Genomic DNA, 15,054 nt, shown 5'->3' on the forward strand with positions numbered 1-15,054 from the left:
TAGGCACTACTGCGGCCTGCCTGCCAAAGGGCGCTGGCAGGGACGGACATGGCCAGCCAGGATGTTCATCAGCCCTGTGCCAGAACAACAACGGTGGCAAAAGGGCGGGCGGCCATTTCATACTTTCAGATCAGCCAACTCGCCTGTGTAGCGGGAACAAAACTTCGTCGCCGACACATTGATCTGGGAAAATGCCCTGGCGGCACCGACGTCGAGAATGGAATCGCTATATCGATAGCCTTTTTCCCCAGGTATGTTCTGAAAGAAGCGGCCATAGGGGTCTATCATCAAATAGGACTCGGTCATGTCGGCGTTATCCTCCACACGGACGCAATGATCAAGGTGGGCATGGCGCCGGACAAAGGTGTCAAATTGCGCGTCAGACAAGGCCAGGTCATCCGTAATTTTGGGTAGCATGCGCAGGATTTTCCATTTCTCCGGCGCCAGAGTGCCAATCAAGTTGCTCATGTCTTCTTGCCAGTTCAATGCGTTGACGACAGTATTGATCTTTAGCCGAAGCAGGGGATTGATCTGCCGGCCCAAAGCAATCATGTCAACCCAATCAGGCCTCGACAGCGTGCGCAGCTGGCGGTCAACTCGTCCGATATCCAGATTAGTCTTCGCTTCCGAGGAGTCCAGGCTCAGCCCCAATATGGCAAGATGGGGCGCCAGCACTTGCATCAAGGCAGGCGTCAGACGACTGCCATTACTGATAATGGAGGTCTCAAGACCCAATCGCCGGGCATGCCGGATGACGTCCAGCGCTTTCTCGGCATACAGCAGCGGTTCCCCGCCAGCGAGATTGAGCCGCAGCGATGTCCAATGCATGCCGGCCCACAGCGGGTTGCCGGAATTACCAGGTTTAAAAAAACGTCCCACTTCCTCGACCAATGCCTTGATGGCGGCGCCATCGTGTATCAACTCCTGCGTCGAACCGCCATCGTCCCACTTTGCATAGCAATAGCGGCAGCCATAATTACACACTTCGGTAACATGCCAATTGACGACGAGTTCGCGTACGGACATGGTGGGGGTAAGGCTCACGGCACACTCCGGTTGTTTGATCAGTCCTCACGATACCCAGAAAGTTACTCAAAAACCATGAAAAATCCCGCCCCCTCCCCTCGAGATTTGACATTTACAGCGATATCCATGGAAAAGAGGGGGTGGGGACGAGAAGTTTCCGTGACACCAGCACGAGCAACGTGGGAACATTATTGCAATCAAAACAATGAAAGCAAAAAAAACAATGGCAACCATTCCTAGCTTTGAAGCGCTGTTACTTGAAATCCATCAAAGCCTTGATTTAGGTCCCTATTCAAGCAAGGTCAAGGACAAATTCGCCAATCTCGGCATGCGCAACAAAAACCACAAAGACATGGCGGCCAATGTTTGTGGCGCCATCTTTAATAGCCTGGATATGGATGCTGCAGCTTGCCGAGATGCGGTCCTGGGAATGAGCGAATGGGAGGGGTACCACAAGGCTGTTGAACTCAACACATGGACCTCGAATGCAGACCAGCACCAAGTGGTATGGCATCTTCTCGGATACTGCTATGTTCCGGCCTTGGCCCGCAGAATCGCGTTCTGGAATCTCGACGGCGCATTCGACAAGGGAATGCCAGGCGGAGCATTCTGGTTCTTGCCTCACGTCAATATCACCACGGGAACAATGGAGCTGCCTGTGCCTCACGTTGTCGACTGGCTCATCGACCTGCTGGACTGCTCCATCGGCAAGGCAGGCGTCGGGACAGGATTGCCTGGTGACGACAATACCGACAGGGACTCCATCGTCAGGAACTTGCACAACTGGAAAAACGCATCTATCCCGCGCGTCCATTCGATCAATGGATACTTCTCTGACGGCGCCAAACTGGTGTTCAAAGGCGTATTTGAACTTGCAGAAGATCTTGCTGATGACGCCAAGTTTGAAGCGGCCCTCGCCTTCATTCAATTCAGAAATTTATCTGCGGACGACCTTCGCGATCAGATTCCGATGACACAGCCGGGGCGGCTTGAAGCTATCATGGATGAATCGGCCACCGATGAGGAGAAACAGCTTTTCGTGCAGGCACTGTTGACACGCTATGCAAAGCCAGGCATGGCCATGATCCGGCAGCGACTGCGGGTCGCCCGCATGGTGCAGGATGGATACATCAGATTGCTGAAGTTCCTCTGCCCGGGCGTACAGGCCACTTGTACGGACCCGTCTCAGAACAAGCTGCTGCAATTGGCGGGAATCTTCGGCACCGTCTACAATCTGACTGTTGATGCTTGGAAAAATTCCGACACGCAAGATGAGGAAGACATCCTGTTCGAATCACGGCTGGCCCCCTGGGACAAGGCGGACATCTTTCTCTCGATCTTGCCTTCCATTAAAAACGAGCGGCATCTCCCCGTGGCCGACCTGCTGACGCGCCGGTTCGCGAAACTCGCTGATGGCGATGCCCTGGAAGACCTCGTCGCACTCGACATGCACACTGCCACAACCCTTATCGCAAGCAAATGCCGGCGATTGAAGGAAGAGCATGAAGAAAACATGCGATTACACTCCTTGCTGGAGCGGGTCCGTACCGCCTCACCTTGGCGGGCGCTCCAGGGTGAAGCCAGCTATGCCGTCGTCAGCCATATTGCCAATTCGACCACTCCCCCTGCAAAAACCAGGTTGCTGGCGATGCAACGGTTGCGGGAATTAGCGGCAACGCCCGCGGAAATGGTTGGCGCGATTGTCCTGGAACTGGCCGAACTGTTGAATTGCCCTCACACGAACAGGCCAAGCGATGTCCGGCAACAGGTGGAAGCGCTCCTAGCAGATGCCGAAACCAGCGCTGGCCATACGACATGGAAGGCGCCCTTGCTGCAGTACCGCGCCAAGCACTTGCTGGCACAAAACGCGTTCGACGATGCGGCAAAGCTGATGCGGGCAGCACTCGAAGCTTGCAACGATGGAAACTTCGGCACACTGCGCGGTGAAATCGCCAGGGATGCGTTTGCCATCGAAGTTGCCAATCTGGGCCTAATTCCTGCCAACCACGAAAAATACCATCGCAATATGCTTGCCTATGGCATGTTTCAGGGCCAGGTGACATCACTGGAAGACACCGCCGTATGGGTGTCGGAGTATTTCTGGGACGACCTTTACAAGCCCTATCCTGGCATGGAGAGCGTGCAGCCATTGGCAAAAAAACAGGCGGAGGCATTCATCCAGGAAGCGCTTCCTGTCATCATCGAAGGTAACTGGGATGCCTTGAAGCAGTGGATGAAACACCATGCCAAAACGCTCAAACAAGGCACTATCCGTGAGGTGCGCAGCAACACCGTGCTCATGGCGTGGCTGAAGATGCAGGATGAATTTGCAAGACAGCTGCCCATACTGCGTGCTGCGGTCTCTTCCGATCTGCAAGGCGAAATAAGCAAGGTGGAAAAGTTGGTGGCCCATTGGCGCCATGCCATTCATCTGTTGGTTGAAGCATGGCCCAAACAAGTCAACATGGCAGACTTCAAAGGACAGACGCCCTTGATGATGGTGGCCGATGCCAGCGATGAGCAACTGACTCTGGCGTTCCTGAATGCCGGCGCCGATGTGAATGCCCAGGACTACCTGGGACGCACCGCCTTGCATGCGGCGGTTACTGCCCGGTCAAAAAACTGTGTTTCCATGCTGTTGACACATCAGGCGGACACGTCCAGAGTCACCTACGATGAAGCGAACACCGCACTCCATACGGCCGCGCGCATGGGCTACGCCGACATCGTAGCCCTTGTGATCGAACATCATGCACACCTCGTAGCAAAGGAAAACTCGTTTCACCAGACACCGTTGGAATTGGCAAAAAAGATAATGATTGACTTGCCAGGCTTCCGGAATATGATGGCAACACACCATAGGCGCAGCATTGGATCAACACAGGATTTCGATCAAATTATTGCAATGCTGACAGACACTGCATGCGATGATCAGCTCGGCAAAAAGAAAAATGCCAGCTAATCATTCGCTCCAGTCGCGCGAGCGCTCCACGGCCCGCTGCCATTTGTGCAGCCGGCTCAAGCGTTCATCGGCTGCCATGGCCGGCTCGAAACGGCGTCCCACCTGCCACTGGGCGGCGATTTCTTCCTGCGATGCCCAGAAACCCACGGCCAGGCCCGCCAGGTAGGCGGCGCCCAGGGCCGTCGTTTCCGTCACCACGGGACGCACCACGGGCACATTTAATATGTCGGCCTGGAACTGCATCAGCATGTCGTTGCGCGCCGCGCCGCCATCGACGCGCAATTCACTCAAGGCGATGCCCGCATCATCCTGCATGGCGGACAACACGTCGACGTTCTGGTAAGCCACGCCCTCCAGCGCCGCGCGCGCGATGTGGGCCTTGCCCGTGCCGCGCGTGATGCCGATCAGGGTGCCGCGCGCATATGGGTCCCAGTACGGCGCGCCGAGTCCGGCGAACGCGGGCACGAAGACCAGGCCGCCCGAATCGGGCACGCTGGTGGCCAGCGCTTCCACTTCGGACGAGTCGCGGATGATGCCCAGGCCATCGCGCATCCACTGCACGGCCGCGCCCGCAATGAAGGCGCTGCCTTCGAGCAAATAATCGGTTTGATTGGCATCCGTCCCCAGGCTCCAGCCCACCGTCGTCAACAGCCGGTTTTTCGATGGCAAGGGGCGCTTGCCCACGTTCATCAGCATGAAGCAGCCCGTGCCGTAGGTATTTTTCGCCATGCCAGGCTTTAAACACACCTGGCCAAACGTGGCGGCCTGCTGGTCGCCCGCGATGCCGGCAATCGGCACGGAGATACCCAGCAGGTCAACGTGCGTGTGCGCGGCCACGCCGCTCGATGGCACGACGTCGGGCAGCAGCGAGGCGGGAATGCCCAGCAGCGCCAGCAGATCCGTGTCCCACTGCAAAGTATGAATGTTGAACAGCATGGTGCGCGCCGCGTTGCTCGTGTCCGTCAAGTGGGCGCCGCTCATCTTGTAGATCAGCCAGCTGTCGATGGTGCCGAAGGCCAGTTCTCCCCGCTCGGCGCGCGCGCGGGCGCCGGGAACGTTGTCGAGCAGCCATTTCAATTTAGTCGCGGAAAAATAGGCGTCCAGCACCAAGCCCGTCTTTTGCTGGATCACGTCCGCCTTGCCCTGCCCGACCAGCTGCTCGCAATAGGCCGCATTTCTACGGTCTTGCCAGACGATGGCGTTGGCGACGGGCTCGCCCGTGGCGCGGTCCCACAGCACCGTCGTTTCGCGCTGGTTGGTCACGCCGATGGCGGCCACCTCGCTTGCCGCCACGCCGCTGTCGCGCAGCAACTGCTGCAGCACGCCTTCTTGCGAAGCCCAGATTTCGTTCGCGTCATGCTCGACCCAGCCCGGCTGGGGGAAAATCTGGCGAAATTCGCGCTGCGCGCTGGCGTGCGGCCGGCCCGCATGGTCAAACAGGATGGCACGCGAACTGGTGGTGCCCTGGTCTAAAGCAAGTATGTATTTGGTCATGGTCGCTACTACGTCTATACAGTGAAGAGGCACGGGCAAGCGCCCGTGCCCCGGGACAACGGCGGCAGAAGTTTACACGACTACCTTACCTTGCCCTCTTTCCAAGCCTGCAATAATTTATCGTAGGCAATCGTTTCACCCTTCGGCTTTTCATTCGCCAGCTTTTTCCATGGAGCGTGCTGGTCCGACAGATACTGGTTCGGATCGCCCTTGGCATTGAGCTTGGGGGCGCACGCCTTCATGCCGGCACGCTGCAGGCGCGCCATGACCTGGTCCATTTCCTCGGCCAGGTTATCCATGGCGGCCTGCGGCGTTTTTTTCCGCCGTAATGGCCGTGGCCACGTTTTTCCACCACAACTGGGCCAGCTTCGGATAGTCGGGCACGTTGTTGCCCGTCGGCGTCCACGCCACTCTGGCGGGGCTGCGGTAGAACTCGATCAAGCCGCCGTATTCGTTCGCGTGCTTCGTGAAGTAATCGTGGCGGATGTCGGAATCGCGAATAAAAGTCAGGCCGACGATGGATTTCTTCAGCGACACGGTTTTCGACGTGACGAATTGCGCGTACAACCAGGCGGCAGCCTTGCGGTCATCGGGCGTGGACTTGAACAGGAACCAGGAACCGACGTCCTGGTAGCCGTTCTGCATGCCCTCTTTCCAGTACGGGCCGTGCGGCGACGGCGCCATGCGCCATTTCGGCGTGCCGTCCTTGTTCACCACTGGCAAGCCCGGTTTCGTCATGCCAGCCGTAAATGCCGTGTACCAAAAGATTTGCTGGGCGATTTCACCCTGCGCCGGCACGGGGCCCGCTTCCGAGAAATTCATGCCGTTCGCCTGCGGCGGCGCGTATTTCTTCATCCAGTCGATGTATTTCGTCAGCGCATACACGGCCGCCGGCGAATTGGTGGCGCCGCCGCGTGAAACGGACGCGCCGACGGGTGTGCACTTGTCGGCCGCCACCTTGATGCCCCACTCGTCGACGGGCAAGCCATTCGGGATGCCCTTGTCGGCCGCGCCAGCCATCGACAGCCACGCATCCGTGAAGCGCCAGCCCAGGGATGGATCTTTCTTGCCATAATCCATGTGGCCATACACTTTCTTGCCGTCCAGTTCCTTCACGTCATTGGTGAAGAAGTCGGCGATGTCTTCATACGCGGACCAGTTCTGCGGCACGCCCAGCTCGTAGCCATACTTGGCCTTGAACTTGGCTTGCAAATCCTTGCGCGCGAACCAGTCGGCGCGGAACCAGTACAGGTTGGCAAATTGCTGGTCGGGCAGCTGGTACACCTTGCCGTCGGGCGCCGTGGTAAAACTGATGCCGATGAAATCTTTCAGGTCCAGGCCGGGATTGGTAAATTCCTTGCCCTTGGCGGCCATGTAGTCGGACAGCGGCTCGACGGCGCCATAGCGGTAGTGCGTGCCGATCAGGTCGGAATCGGAAATCCAGCCGTCATAGATGCTCTTGCCGGACTGCATGGAGGTTTGCAGCTTTTCCACCACATCGCCTTCCTGGATGATGTCGTGGCGCACCTTGATGCCCGTGATTTCCTCGAAGGCCTTGGCCAGGGTCTTCGATTCGTAGACGTGGGTGTCGATGGTTTCCGAGACCACGGAAATTTCCTTGATGCCCTTGGCTTTCAGCTTGGCGGCCGCATCGATGAACCACTGCATTTCAGCAAGCTGTTGCTGCTTGCTCAGGCTGGATGGCTGGAATTCCTTGTCGATCCAGGTTTGCGCCTGCTTGGCGTCGGCCAGGGCCGCATTCGACACGAGCATGGCCGCAGCCGCGAAGACCGTGAACTTCAATTTCATCGTGAATCTCCTTTTTAGTTGTCATCTGGCCTGCGATAGCGGGCCAGTGTTCTCATCTACGACTTATCCCCAACGCATTACCACCAACAACACTACAAAACTGATGCCGGCCCCGATGGCCTGCTGCATTTCCGTAAACCCCGCCCACGCCAGATTCACATACGCGGCCGTGAGTAAACCAATGAACAGCCTGTCGCCGCGCGTCGTCGGCATGGGCAAAAAGCCCTTGCGTGCTATGCTGGGCGAACGGATTTGCCACACCGTCATGCCAGCGAGCATCAAGCCGATGCAGATGAAGAAGATGGCCACTTCCGGCGTCCACGCCATCCAGCCGAACAGGCTGGCTGTGCTATCGGTATTTTCCATGTCACACCCTCCCCATCGCGAAACCCTTGGCGATGTAATGCCGCACGAACCAGATCACCAGCGCGCCGGGCACGATTGTCAGCACGCCCGCCGCCGCCAGCACGCCCCAGTCCATGCCGGCCGCCGACACCGTGCGCGTCATGGTGGCGGCGATCGGCTTGGCATTGACGGACGTCAAGGTGCGCGCCAGCAGCAATTCCACCCAGCTGAACATGAAGCAGAAGAAGGCTGTCACGCCCACGCCCGACTTGATCATCGGCAAGAAGATGCGGATGAAGAAACGGGGAAAACTGTAGCCGTCGATATACGCCGTCTCGTCGATTTCCTTGGGTACGCCGGACATGAAGCCTTCCAGTATCCACACGGCCAGCGGCACGTTGAAGACCATGTGCGCCAGCGCCACGGCCAGGTGCGTATCCATCAGGCCCACCGTCGAGTACAGCTGGAAGAACGGTACGAGGAAGACGGCGGGCGGCGTCATGCGGTTGGTCAGCAGCCAGAAGAACAGGTGTTTATCGCCGACAAAGTTATAGCGCGAAAAGGCATACGCGGCCGGCAAGGCGACGGTGACCGACATCACCATGTTCAGCGCCACGTACATCATGGAATTGATGTAGCCGCTATACCAAGATGGGTCCGTAAAGATGGTCTTGTAGTTGGCGAACGTCAGGTGTTCGGGCCACAAGCTCAGCACACCGACGATTTCCTCGTTGGTCTTGAGCGACATATTGAGCATCCAGTAGATGGGCAGCAAGGAACCCAGCAAAAAGACGATCAGGATGGTGGCACTGATTTTCTTATGCATCATTTCTGGTCTCCCGTGCCGACTCTCTGCATCCACGTGTACAGCACAAAGCAGAACAGCAGGATGATCAGGAAGTAAATCAATGAAAACGCGGACGCCGGCCCCAGATCGAACTGGCCGACGGCCTTTTGCGTCAGGTATTGCGACAAAAAGGTGGTGGCATTGCCCGGTCCGCCACCGGTCAGTACGAACGGTTCCGTGTAGATCATGAAACTGTCCATGAAGCGCAGCAAGACGGCGATCATCAGCACATTGCGCAGTTTCGGCAGCTGGATGTAGCGGAATACGGCCAGGCGCGAGGCGCCATCGATGCGCGCCGCCTGGTAATACGCGTCGGGGATGGCGCGCAAGCCCGCATAGCACAGCAGCACAACGAGAGGCGTCCAGTGCCAGATATCCATCACCATCACCGTCAGCCAGGCGTCGAGCGAATTGCCGTTGTAATTGTAATCAAAACCCAATTGATTCAAGGTGTAGCCCATCAGGCCGATGTCGCCACGGCCAAAGATTTGCCAGATGGTGCCCACCACGTTCCAAGGGATCAAGAGGGGCAGCGCGATCAGCACCAGGGCGAGGGACGCCTTCCAGCCATCGGCCGGCATGCACAGGGCAATCAGGATACCGAGCGGAATCTGGATGGCCAGCACGGAACCGGAAAACAGCAACTGGCGCAGCAAGGCGCTGTGCAAGTCGCCGTCCAGCATGACCATGCGGAACCACTCGGTACCGACGAAGACCTTTTGCGTGGGGCTCAGAATATCTTGCACGGAATAGTTCACCACCGTCATCAGGGGCAGGATGGCGGAAAAGGCCACGCACAGCAGCACGGGCAGAATCAGCAGCCAGGCACGGCGGTTGTTATCGGTTTTACCGTTATGTATCATCAGGCCACCCGCTTGTCGTTGACATAGTAAAGGGTGCGTTGCGGCGGAAAGCGCAGCCGCACAGCATTCCCGACGACGGCATCGATGGCGCGCAGCTTGGCCGCCACCGTGGCGCCGCCCAGCTGAAATTCCGCCAGATAATGCGTGCCCATGTTGCGTACGGCCGTGACCGTCGCGTCCAGGCAATGATCCTTCCCCCCGCCGCCCTCGCCCGCTTTCACGCATTCGACGAATTCCGGTCGTACGCCCATCGTGATTCTGCCTTGCGCGCCAGCCAGGGCCGCGCGGGCAGCGGCGGACACGGCGAGCAGCTGCCCCGCCACGCGCACGCCGCCATCGTCCAGGGTGCAATCGAGCAAGTTCATGCCCGGATTGCCGATAAAGTAGCCGACAAAGGTGTGTGCCGGTTCCTCGAACAGCGCTTGCGCGCTGCCCGTCTGCACCACTTCGCCCTGCGTCATGACGACCACCTGGTCGGCAAAGGTCAGCGCTTCCACCTGGTCGTGGGTAACGTAGATCAGGGACAATTTCAGTTCGTGGTGGATTTCCTTGAGTTTGCGGCGCAACAGCCATTTCAGATGCGGGTCGATCACCGTCAGCGGTTCGTCGAACAGCACGGCCGCCACGTCGGGGCGCACGAGCCCCCGTCCCAGCGAAATCTTTTGCTTGGCGTCCACGGACAAGCCGCTGGCGCGCAGTTTCAAGTCGCCCGTCAATTCCAGCATCTGCGCCACCTGCTGCACGCGCTTTTTCACCTCGATCTCTTTCCAGCCGCGATTGCGCAGCGGAAACGCCAGGTTGTCGTGCACGGTCATGGTGTCGTAGATGACGGGAAACTGGAACACTTGCGCGATATTCCGAGCTTCCGTGGGCAGCTGCGTCACATCCTTGCCGTCGAACAGCACCTTGCCATGCGACGGTTTCACCAGGCCGGAGATGATATTGAGCAAAGTCGTCTTGCCGCAGCCGGACGGCCCCAGCAAGGCGTAGGCGCCACCGTCCTGCCATTCCATGCTCATGGGCCGCAGCGCATAGTCGGCGGGGGCCGTCGGGTTCGGTTTGTAGGCGTGGGCCAGGTCGACCAGTTCGATGCGCGCCATGTCACACTCCTCCCTGCGCAGGAGCGAACAGCAGGCCGCCGTCTTGCCCGAAGATCAGCAAGGCATGCGGCTGGCAATACACGGTGCAGGCGCTGCCGATCTCCAGCTTGTGCACGCCACCGAGTTGCGCCACCAGGGCCAGCTCGCCGCGGCGCGCATGCACATAGGTTTCCGAGCCGCTGATTTCCGCCAGGTCCACCTGCGCCGCAATGGCCACGTCGCCATCGGACTGGGGAGACAGATGCAGGCTGTGCGCGCGCACGCCGAGGATCACCTCCGTGCTGTCGCCCAGGCGGGCGCGCTGTGCATCGCTCAGGGGTATGGCCAGGCCGTCGGCCAATTGCGCCACGCCATCTGCATCGACTTGCGCCGGGATAAGGTTGATGGGCGGATCGCTGAAGGTGCGCGCCACGGCGATGGAATTGGGCGCGTTGAAGACGTCCAGGGTCGGCCCCTGCTGCAGCAGCCGCCCTTCGTGCAGCACGGCCACGTGGCCGCCCAGCTGTAGCGCTTCCAGCGGTTCCGTGGTGGCATACACGACCGTCGTGCTGCCGCTGGAAAACAGTTCCGTCAATTCGCGGCGCAATTCCTCGCGCAATTTGTAGTCGAGGTTGACCAGCGGTTCGTCGAGCAGCAACAGCGAGGCATCCTTGATCAGCGCGCGCCCCAGCGCCGTGCGCTGCTGCTGGCCGCCCGACAATTCTCCTGGCGTGCGCTGCAAATACGGCGTGATGTGCAGGCGCTCGGCCAGCGCCAGCACCTTGGTGCGGATCTGCTCCTCGGGCTCCTTGCGCAAGCGCAAGGGCGAGGCGATATTGTCGTACACGGTGAAGGCTGGATAGTTGATGAATTGCTGGTACACCATGGCCAGGTTACGTTTGCTGACGGGCACGCCCGTTACGTCGACGCCATCGGCCGTCACCGTGCCCCCGCTGGGCTTGTCCAGGCCCGCCATCACGCGCATCAGGGTGGTCTTGCCGGCACGCGTAGTGCCCAGCAAGACGTTGATGGCGCCCGGCACCAGCGCCAGCGACATCGGATATAAATAATCGTCAGCCCCCTGCTTCCTGCTGATCTTGTCCAGTACCAGTTGCACGCGCGTCTCCTCCAGTGATGGTTTCTTATTCTTCGCCGTACCCTCTGTGGGGCGCGGTCGCCAACGTATTGCGCTTACGACGACAACGGGTGCTGCAACAGCCAGGCGTCGAGCGTGGCCGCCGTCTCGCGCGGCAGGTGCAGGCCCAGCTTGGAGCGCCGCCACAGGATGTCGGCCGCGCTGACGGCCCATTCATGGCGCCGCACATAGTCCACTTCCGCCGCGTACAGGCCGGCGACAATTTCCTCGCCCATGGCCGCCAGGTCCGTCCGCCCGGCCAGCAGCACATGGATGCGCGTACCGTAGGCCCGTGCATAGCGCGCCACCAGCGCCGCCGGCAGCCACGCATACTCGCGCTGCAAGCCTTGCACGAACTGGCCGAACTCGCGCACGGACCGGTTCTGCGGCGTGCTGCCGTACACGTCGCCGCCGGGCAGGCAAGCGTTGGCCGTCCAGGCTGGCCGTGTATTGCCCAGCAAGGGCGCCAGTAGATCGAGCGCTTCCTCGGCCAGCTTGCGAAACGTGGTGATCTTGCCGCCGAAGATACTCAGCAGCGGCGCGCCTTCCTGGTCCAGTTCGAAACGGTAATCGCGCGTGACGGCCTTGGCGTCGGCCGCCGCGTCTTCCACCAGCGGGCGCACGCCCGCATACGTCCAGACCACGTCGGCCGGCACGACGGGCTTGCTGAAATAGTAACTGGAAAGCTCGCACAAGTAACGAATTTCCTCGTCATCGATTTCCACCTTGCCACGCTCGCCCTGGTAGTCGAGATCGGTGGTGCCGATCAGCGTGAAATCATGCTCATACGGAATGGCAAACACGATGCGTCCATCGGGATGCTGGAAGATATATGCGTGATCATGCGCGAACAAGCGCTTGACGACGATATGGCTGCCCTTGATCAGGCGCAAATGCCGGCCCTGTCCGCCGGGCGCCGCCTGCTGCAGGAACTCGGCCGTCCAGGGTCCCGCCGCATTGACGACGCTGCGCGCGCGCACGGTCGTCTGCGTGCCGCTGGCATGCTGCAAGGTGGCCAGCCAGGAAGCGCCCTCCCCCTCGCCTTCGCGCGCCAGCGTCGTGCAGCGCGTGCGCGTCAGAATGGTGGCGCCCTTGTCCGCCGCATCGATGACGTTGAGCACCACCAGGCGCGCATCATCGACCCAGCCGTCGGAATACACGAAGCCGCGCTTGAACTGGGGTTGTAATGGTTGTCCCGCCGCGTGGCGGGTCAGATCGATGCCGCTGGAGGCGGGCAGGATTTCGCGCTTCGCCAGCATGTCGTAAAGGAACAAGCCGGCGCGTATCAGCCAGGCGGGACGCTGGCCCCTGGCGTGCGGCATGACGAAACGCAAGGGCCACATGATGTGCGGCGCCGAGCGCAGCAGCACCTCGCGCTCGATCAGCGCCTTGCGCACGAGGCCGAATTCATAGTATTCGAGGTAGCGCAGGCCACCGTGTATCAGCTTGGTGGATGCGGACGAGGTGTGCGCGGCCAGGTCGTCTTTTTCGCACAGCACCACGGACAAGCCCCGGCCCGCCGCGTCGCGCGCGATGCCGGCGCCGTTGATGCCGCCGCCCACCACCAGCACGTCGCATGTCATCGCCGGCTGCGGCACCGCGTCGATTCCCTGCTGCATTGAGGCCATCGGGACTCCATCGTTATCAAGGACAAGCGACCAAGAAAGACTAGGCACACCCGGCGACTGTGGTTAAGATCAATACGGATGTCATACGAATGCAATATGGATAAGATTACGCCATAAATCGAACTCATAGCAACATGTTTTCACCCACATTTGTTCGATTTTGTTCGCTTATGCAATTTTAAAGAGACACGCCCATGAATTTGAATCCCCGCCAGCGCCGCTTGCTTGAAGTGGTGCGCCAGAAAGTCACGATGTCGGTCGAGGAGTTGGCCCAGCAACTCGACGTCACGCCACAAACCGTGCGGCGCGACGTCAAGCAGATGGAAGAAGCGCGCCTGCTGGCCCGCTATCACGGCGGCGTGGGCTTGCCCTCGTCCGTGGAAAACATCGATTACAGCCAGCGCCAGGTCTTCAACAGCGACGCCAAGCGGCGCATCGCCACCGCCGTGGCGGCGCAAGTGCCGCATGGCTGCTCGCTGCTGATCAATATCGGCACTACCACCGAAGAAGTGGCGCGCGCGCTGGGACAGCACACGGGCTTGCACGTGGTGACGAACAACCTGAACGTGGCCGCCATCCTGGCCGACAACGCCGCCTGCGAAGTCATCGTGGCCGGCGGCGTGGTGCGCGGACGCGACCGTGGCATCGTGGGCGAAGCCACCATCGACTTCATCCGCCAGTTCAAGGTCGACATCGGCATCATCGGCATTTCCAGCATCGACGAAGACGGCAGCCTGCGCGACTTCGATGCGCGCGAAGTAAAAGTGGCGCAAGCCATCATCGAGCAGTCGCGCGAGGTGTGGCTGGTGGCTGACCAGCATAAATTCGGCCGCAAGGCGCTGGTGCGCCTGGCCGACCTGGCGCAAATCGATATCTTGTTTACGGATGCGCCGCCGCCGGCCCGCTTTGCCGACGTACTGCGCGACGCGGGCGTCAAAGTGGTGGTGGCCTGAGCGGCAGGTAGGTCTGCATGAAACGGCGCACTGCCGCGTGGGCAATACGGCAGGTCGGGGCCAGCGCAGCGAATGGTATGAAATATTTATCAATTCGGCAAAAAAGCTGTTACCATTGATACAACATGAGTTATTTTTTTAATCTTCCTCTCCGGTAATACGATTAGCCGCTTGATATTGCTTTTTATCTATCCAGAGCAAGGAAATGAGGAAAAACTCTTTGCCGGTCAGTGATTTCCTGTGAAAACAGTGTTAAAACTACCTCAAGCACGATGATTATTCCCAAACAAACCACTCGACAGCAAGCGTCAAGGCCCTGACCATGCCGACAACGCCGCCCAGTGAAGGAAAAGAAATGAGCCATAATTTTGAAACGGCCGCCTCGCCGCAAGCAGTCCATTCCAACAGCGTTCCCGTCAGCGAACTGGAAGCCCATCTGGGCTACTGGCTGCGTTTCGTCTCCAACCACGTTTCCCACAGCTTCCAGAAAAAAGCGGAAGCCAACGGCGTGACGGTGTCCGAATGGGTGGTGCTGCGCGAAATGTTCCGTCTGGGCTGCACCTCGCCCACGGTGCTGGCGCAAGTGTCCGGCATGAGCAAGGGCGCCGTGTCGAAGCTGATCGACCGCCTGGAAAGCAAGGGCATGGTCAGCAAGTCCATCCTGCTGGCCGACCGCCGCCAGCATTCGATCGAACTGACCACGGAAGGCGAGGCGCTGGTGCCCGTGCTGGCCGAGATGGCCGACCAGAACGACGAGGAATTCTTCGGCAAGCTGCCGCGCCAGCTGCGCGACGACCTGCTCGAGGCTATGAAGGCAGTGGCACGCACGCATCAGCTCAAGAGCGCGCCCCTGAATTAAGGCCGCTTGCGGCAAGCGTGGGACGGTGGCACGGGCGCTTCGGCTATGATGCTG

11 protein-coding genes and 1 pseudogene are annotated in these 15,054 nt (G+C 59.7%); 3 read left to right on the plus strand and 9 right to left on the minus strand.

Going from position 1 to position 15,054, the window contains the following annotated elements:
• Positions 1–117: 117 nt before the first annotated feature.
• Complete coding sequence (locus CLU91_RS06990) at positions 118–1,044, minus strand: viperin family antiviral radical SAM protein (protein ID WP_198521270.1); 927 nt, start codon at positions 1,042–1,044, stop codon at positions 118–120.
• 187 nt (positions 1,045–1,231) lie between these two features.
• Between CLU91_RS06990 and CLU91_RS06995 the strand changes: the two genes are divergently transcribed.
• Complete coding sequence (locus CLU91_RS06995; protein WP_100873582.1) at positions 1,232–3,988, plus strand: ankyrin repeat domain-containing protein; 2,757 nt, start codon at positions 1,232–1,234, stop codon at positions 3,986–3,988.
• On the opposite strand, the gene glpK is transcribed toward CLU91_RS06995, so the two are convergent.
• The 8 genes and pseudogenes from glpK to glpD form a co-directional block, all read right to left on the minus strand.
• Positions 3,989–5,482, minus strand: coding sequence for a glycerol kinase GlpK (gene glpK / locus CLU91_RS07000; protein WP_100873583.1), 1,494 nt, complete (start codon positions 5,480–5,482; stop codon positions 3,989–3,991). It abuts the gene before it with no gap.
• 80 nt (positions 5,483–5,562) lie between these two features.
• A pseudogene (locus CLU91_RS07005) lies at positions 5,563–7,291 on the minus strand (ABC transporter substrate-binding protein).
• Positions 7,292–7,354: 63 nt separating this feature from the next.
• Positions 7,355–7,657, minus strand: coding sequence for a DUF2160 domain-containing protein (locus tag CLU91_RS07010; RefSeq protein ID WP_402718758.1), 303 nt, complete (start codon positions 7,655–7,657; stop codon positions 7,355–7,357).
• Between the two features lies 1 nt (position 7,658).
• Positions 7,659–8,465 carry a carbohydrate ABC transporter permease gene (locus CLU91_RS07015; protein ID WP_100873584.1) on the minus strand — a complete coding sequence of 269 codons (807 nt, stop codon included), beginning with the start codon at positions 8,463–8,465 and terminating at the stop codon, positions 7,659–7,661.
• Positions 8,462–9,346 carry a carbohydrate ABC transporter permease gene (locus CLU91_RS07020; protein ID WP_034754965.1) on the minus strand — a complete coding sequence of 295 codons (885 nt, stop codon included), beginning with the start codon at positions 9,344–9,346 and terminating at the stop codon, positions 8,462–8,464. The genes CLU91_RS07015 and CLU91_RS07020 overlap by 4 nt, the downstream gene beginning before the upstream one ends.
• Complete coding sequence (locus tag CLU91_RS07025; RefSeq protein ID WP_100873585.1) at positions 9,346–10,446, minus strand: ABC transporter ATP-binding protein; 1,101 nt, start codon at positions 10,444–10,446, stop codon at positions 9,346–9,348. The genes CLU91_RS07020 and CLU91_RS07025 overlap by 1 nt, the downstream gene beginning before the upstream one ends.
• 1 nt (position 10,447) lies before the next feature.
• Entirely contained in the window at positions 10,448–11,542 is a 1,095-nt protein-coding gene (locus CLU91_RS07030) for an ABC transporter ATP-binding protein (protein WP_100873586.1), read from the minus strand.
• A gap of 74 nt (positions 11,543–11,616) precedes the next feature.
• Complete coding sequence (gene glpD, locus CLU91_RS07035; RefSeq protein WP_442906420.1) at positions 11,617–13,188, minus strand: glycerol-3-phosphate dehydrogenase; 1,572 nt, start codon at positions 13,186–13,188, stop codon at positions 11,617–11,619.
• A 194-nt stretch (positions 13,189–13,382) separates the two neighbouring features.
• Between glpD and CLU91_RS07040 the strand changes: the two genes are divergently transcribed.
• Positions 13,383–14,141, plus strand: coding sequence for a DeoR/GlpR family DNA-binding transcription regulator (locus CLU91_RS07040; RefSeq protein ID WP_071076562.1), 759 nt, complete (start codon positions 13,383–13,385; stop codon positions 14,139–14,141).
• A 355-nt stretch (positions 14,142–14,496) separates the two neighbouring features.
• Positions 14,497–15,000, plus strand: coding sequence for a MarR family winged helix-turn-helix transcriptional regulator (locus tag CLU91_RS07045; RefSeq protein WP_100873587.1), 504 nt, complete (start codon positions 14,497–14,499; stop codon positions 14,998–15,000).
• The last annotated feature ends 54 nt before the right edge of the window (positions 15,001–15,054 follow it).

Origin of the sequence: Janthinobacterium sp. 64 (assembly GCF_002813325.1) — a bacterium.
In the GTDB taxonomy this organism is placed as follows: Bacteria; Pseudomonadota; Gammaproteobacteria; order Burkholderiales; family Burkholderiaceae_D; genus Janthinobacterium.